Raw genomic sequence first — 5,222 nt, forward strand, 5'->3', positions numbered from 1 at the left:
TCGTGGTGAATAAAAAAAATTATGCTCGATTTCACTTTCACTGAAGAACAAAAAATGCTGCGCGACGTTGCACGAAAATTTACCGACAACGAAGTGCGACCGTTCGCGGCAATGATTGACGAGAAAGAAGAATTGCCTTTCGAAATAATAAAGAAAGCCGCAGAACTTGGTTTTCTCGGCGTAGCATTTCCCGAAGAATATAACGGCGGCGGCTTTGGTGAAATCGGCTACTGCATTTTACTCGAAGAAATTTCTCGCGGATGTAATTCCACAGCAGTAACCATTGGTGGACACGAATCACTTGGCGCAATGGCAATTTATCTTTGCGGCAACGAAGAACAAAAGCAAAAATATTTGAAACCGCTTGCAGAAGGAAAATTTCTTGCTGCATTTGCACTCACCGAACCAAACGCCGGCTCCGATGTTTCTTCGATGAAAACAATTGCAGCGGAAGATGGAAATTATTTTTTTCTCGATGGAAATAAAACATTCATCACCAACGGAAATATTGCTGATGTGCTTGTTGTCTTCGCAGTAACAGATACATCGAAAGGAATAAAAGGTATTACAGCATTTATTGTTGAAAAAAATTGGAATGGATTTCGTGCGGGAAAACCGGAAAAGAAAATGGGAATTCGCGGCTCGCACACAACGGATTTATTTTTTGAAAATCTCAAAGTTCCGAAAGAAAACATTTTGGGAAATATTGGCGATGGATTCAAAATTGCAATGCAAACACTTGATTCAGCGCGTGTGAGTTTGTCTGCGCAGTGTCTTGGCTCTGCAAAAGAAATGCTTGCATTGAGTATCAAACACGCAAACGAACGCAAACAGTTTGGCAAACCGATTGCAGAACAACAAGCAATTCAATTTATGCTCGCGGAAATGGCTTCAGAAATTTATCAAGTGGAAAGTATTCTCTATCGCACGGCGTGGATGATTGATAATCACATTCCGTTTTCGCGCGAGTCGGCAATGTGCAAACTTGTTGCGACTGAAGTTGTGTGCAAAGTTGCGGATAGAGCAATGCAAATTCACGGCGGAATGGGTTATATGCGCGAGTATCCGATTGAACGATTGTATCGTGATGCGCGTGTCAATCGCATTTTTGAAGGAACAAATGAAATACAACATCTCGTGATAGCGAAAGATGTTTTGAAAAACGGAATTTAAATATTCACCGCGAATGACACGAATTGTATCTGTGAATATTCGTGCAACATTCGCGTAATTCGTGGTTAAAAAATTTATGAACAGTAAACAACTTTTATCTGGAAACGAAGCAATTGCTCGTGGTGCGTGGGAAGCAGGAATTCACGTTGCGTGCGGTTATCCCGGAACTCCCAGCACAGAAATAATCGAAAACCTTGCGCGCTACGATGACATTGACGTTGAATGGTCAACGAATGAAAAAGTTGCGTTTGATGTTGCGTATGGTGCTTCACTTGCCGGTGCGCGTTCACTCGTTTCAATGAAGCATGTTGGCGTGAACGTAGCGCTCGATTCGCTGATGGTTACACCGTTCAGCGGTGTTCACGGCGGATTTGTTGTGATTACCGCCGATGACCCGGGAATGCATTCATCGCAAAATGAACAAGACAATCGCTTCTTCGCAAAGTTTGCAAAAATTCCGATGCTCGAGCCTTCCGATAGTCAGGAAGCAAAAGAGTTTGTGAAAATTGCTTTCGATATCAGCGAGCAGTTTGACGTTCCCGTTTTTTTGCGAACAACAACACGCACTTCACATTCAAAATCTGTCGTAGAATTTTCTGAAGCAAAACGAACTCCGCCGCAAAAATATAAACACGACCCGCAGAAATATGTTGTTCCGATTTGGGGAAAACGCAGACGACAAAATATTGAAATGCGTTTGAAAAAAATGGAAGAGTTTGCAGAAACATTTCCCGAAAATAAAATTGAATGGAACAGCAAGAAAATCGGCGTGATTACGAGCGGCATTTGTTATCAGTATGCGAAAGAAGTTTTTCCCGATGCATCGTTTTTAAAACTCGGAATGATTTTTCCGCTTCCGAAAAAAATGCTCGAATGGTTTTGTGACGGCGTCGAAAAAATTTATGTTGTGGAAGAACTCGAACCATTTCTCGAAGAACAATTGCGTTTACTCGGCGTGAAAAATCCGTTCGGCTCGTTGAATCTCAGCGGCAAAGATGTGTTCACGAATATGTTTGAACTCTCGCCCGATATTGTGCAGCACGCATTCAGCGGTAACGGCGAAAAAAAATCATTCGACAATGAAATCGCAATTCCTCCGCGTCCGCCGGTGATGTGCCCCGGTTGTCCTCACAGCGGCGTATATTTTGTTTTGCACAAGTTGAAAACAGTTGTTACCGGCGACATCGGTTGTTACACGCTTGGCGCGCTTCCACCGTTCAATGCGCTTGATACAACGTTGTGTATGGGCGCGGGAATCGGCAATGCGTTCGGAATGGAAAAAGTTCATCGCGCTACGATGGGAAAAAAACTGGTTGCCGTGATTGGCGATTCAACGTTTTTGCATAGTGGAATTGCGCCGCTCATTGATATTGTGTTCAACAAAGGAATTACAACCGTTGTGTTGATGGATAATTCCACGACAGGAATGACGGGACATCAGCAACATCCGGGAATGGGAAAAACCGTGCGACTGGAAAACACGTATGCAATTAATTACGAGCAATTGATTTCTGCAATCGGTGTAAAACATATTCGTGTTGTTGATCCGTATGATTTGGAAGCAACAGAAACAGCGATGAAAGAAGCACTGGCATTGAACGAACCCGCTGTTGTCATTTCCCGCCGCGCGTGTGTGTTGTTGGAAGAAGAAAAAGCAAAAACGCATTATCCGTATGAAGTGCTTGGTGAACTGTGCGAAGAATGTGATTTGTGTTTGAAAATCGGTTGTCCCGCGATTGATGGTTCGCAAGCAGTTCCGTTCATTTCCAAAGAGCGTTGCATCGGCTGCGATTTGTGCGCGAAACTTTGCAACTTTGATGCGATACGAATGATAGAAAATTAAATTCCAAATGACAAATAACAAATAAATTCCAAATTTCAATTTTGAATTTGTGTTTTGATATTTATTTGAAATTTGGAATTTGACTCTTTGAATTTTATCCTAAATAAAATATGATGAAGAACAATATTGGAAAAAACATTCTCTTTGCTGGCGTTGGCGGACAAGGAATTTTACTGATTTCCGAACTCACTGCACGCGCCGCAATTCACACTGATTTTGATGTAAAGAAAACGGAAGTGCACGGTGCAGCACAACGCGGTGGAAGTGTTGTAAGCCACGTGCGCTTTGCTGAAAAAGTTTATTCGCCGATTTCCAAAACGGGAGAAGTGGATATTCTTCTTTCGCTGGAAAAATTGGAAGGACTTCGCTGGGCGCACTATGTGAAAGACGGCGGAATAATTTTACTCAACAATGAAGAACGTTCGCCGCAACCGATGACAGAAAAGAAAGTTGAGTATCCACAAAACATCGAAGAATTTCTTTCAAGCAAAGGATATAACGTGCAAATAATTGATGCTGTTTCAATGGCAAGCGCAATGGGAAATTATCGCGCGGCAAATACAATCCTTCTCGGCGCAATGGCTTCGCATACGGGAATTGACGATGAACATTGGTTCGCCGTGATGAAAGAAAATCTCAATCCGAAAATTTTGGAATTGAATTTGCAAGCGTTTGAGATGGGAAAGAAATTATCGCAAAAAGTTTTATCAGTTGCATAAAATAAATGCAATTCATTTCACTCACAGTCAACGGTGAAACAAAAGAACTCGCAATCGAACCGCAGTGGACGCTCGCAGAAGTTCTTCGCGAGCAACTGCATTTAACAGGAACAAAAATCGGTTGCGATACGGGAGATTGCGGCGCTTGCACGGTATTGCGTGATGAAAAACCGATTCTTTCGTGCATCACGCTTGCAATTACGTGCGACGGAAGTTCCATTCAAACAATCGAAGGCATAGCAGAAAATGGAAATCTTCATTCGCTGCAAAAATCTTTTCTTGAACACGGAGCATTACAATGCGGGTTTTGCACATCGGGAATTGTTTTATCATCAATCAGCAATGAGCAATCAGCAGTTAGCAAAGATGAAATAAAAGAAGAACTTTCCGGAAATCTTTGTCGCTGCACGGGCTACACAAAAATTGTTGAAGCAGTTCATTCACATCGCACATCGCACATCGCAAATCCCCAATCTGAAATCAAAATTGACGGTGTTCCCAAAGTTACCGGCTCTGCGCAATTCACTGACGATATATTTCTTCCGCGAATGTTGTTCGGAAAAATTCTTCGCAGTCCGTATGCGCACGCAAAAATTCTTTCCATTGATACATCGAAAGCAGAACAACTTCCCGGCGTAGTTGCAGTAATGATGGGAAAAGATTTGCCGATGAAATATGGCGTTCTTCCTTCGAGTCAAGATGAAGAAGCGCTGTGTGTTGATAAAGTGCGTTTCATCGGCGATGGTGTTGCTGCCGTTGCCGCGCTCGATGAATTCACCGCGCAAGAAGCATTGAAATTGATTGACGTGCAGTATGAAATTCTTCCTTCTATTCTTTCGGTTGACGATGCGCTGAAAACGTCGCTTCCAAAAATTCACGCCGAAACGAAATACGAAAACAACGTTGCGAAAAATGTCGAATTGGAATTCGGCAATGTTGAAGAAGGATTTGCAGAAGCGGATTATATTCGCGAAGATGAATTTTTTTATGATTCCAACACGCACGCAATGCTCGAACCACATTCTGCTGTTGCATCATTTGAGCCATCTGCAACTTCTAAAAATTTTCGAGATGGAAATCTTACGCTGTGGTCATCAACACAAACGCCGCATTATGTTCATCGCACGCTTGCAAAAGTTTTAGAAATGCCTGCAAGTCATATTCGCGTGATTAAACCGCATCTCGGCGGTGGTTTCGGCGGAAAGAGTGAACCGTTCGCATTGGAATTTTGCGCGGCATTTCTTTCTATCAAAACGGGACGCCCGGTAAAAATTACATACACGCGAGAAGAAGTTTTTTATTCACATCGCGGACGACACGCAACAAAAATGCGGCTGAAAACCGGTGTGAAAAATGACGGAACGATAACTGCGATTCAATACAAAGCGTATCTCGATGGAGGCGCGTATGGAAGTTATGGAATTATTACAACGTATTATTCCGGACAATTGCTCACCTTGCCGTATAAAGTTCCGCATTACAAATTT

Annotated in this window: 4 protein-coding genes; all 4 read left to right on the top strand. The window is 42.6% G+C overall.

The window, feature by feature from the left end:
• Positions 1-21: 21 nt before the first annotated feature.
• On the top strand, positions 22-1,173 hold the full coding sequence (locus tag FJ218_10790) for an acyl-CoA dehydrogenase (protein MBM4167387.1): 1,152 nt from the start codon (positions 22-24) through the stop codon (positions 1,171-1,173).
• Positions 1,174-1,249: 76 nt separating this feature from the next.
• The gene (gene iorA, locus FJ218_10795; protein ID MBM4167388.1) at positions 1,250-3,016 is read left to right on the top strand and encodes an indolepyruvate ferredoxin oxidoreductase subunit alpha; all 1,767 of its coding nucleotides are present in this window, start codon (positions 1,250-1,252) and stop codon (positions 3,014-3,016) included.
• A gap of 110 nt (positions 3,017-3,126) precedes the next feature.
• Positions 3,127-3,735, top strand: coding sequence for an indolepyruvate oxidoreductase subunit beta (locus FJ218_10800; protein MBM4167389.1), 609 nt, complete (start codon positions 3,127-3,129; stop codon positions 3,733-3,735).
• 5 nt (positions 3,736-3,740) lie between these two features.
• A partial coding sequence (locus FJ218_10805) for a 2Fe-2S iron-sulfur cluster binding domain-containing protein (protein ID MBM4167390.1) occupies positions 3,741-5,222 on the top strand: 1,482 nt, incomplete at its 3' end.

This window comes from Ignavibacteria bacterium, assembly GCA_016873775.1.
Taxonomy (GTDB): Bacteria; Bacteroidota; Ignavibacteria; order UBA10030; family F1-140-MAGs086; genus JAGXRH01.

Bases quoted from the DNA above. Each gene is read 5' to 3' on its own strand.
- FJ218_10790 (MBM4167387.1), top strand. From the start codon at position 22: ATGCTCGATTTCACTTTCACTGAAGAACAAAAAATGCTGCGCGACGTT.
- iorA (MBM4167388.1), top strand. From the start codon at position 1,250: ATGAACAGTAAACAACTTTTATCTGGAAACGAAGCAATTGCTCGTGGT.
- FJ218_10800 (MBM4167389.1), top strand. From the start codon at position 3,127: ATGATGAAGAACAATATTGGAAAAAACATTCTCTTTGCTGGCGTTGGC.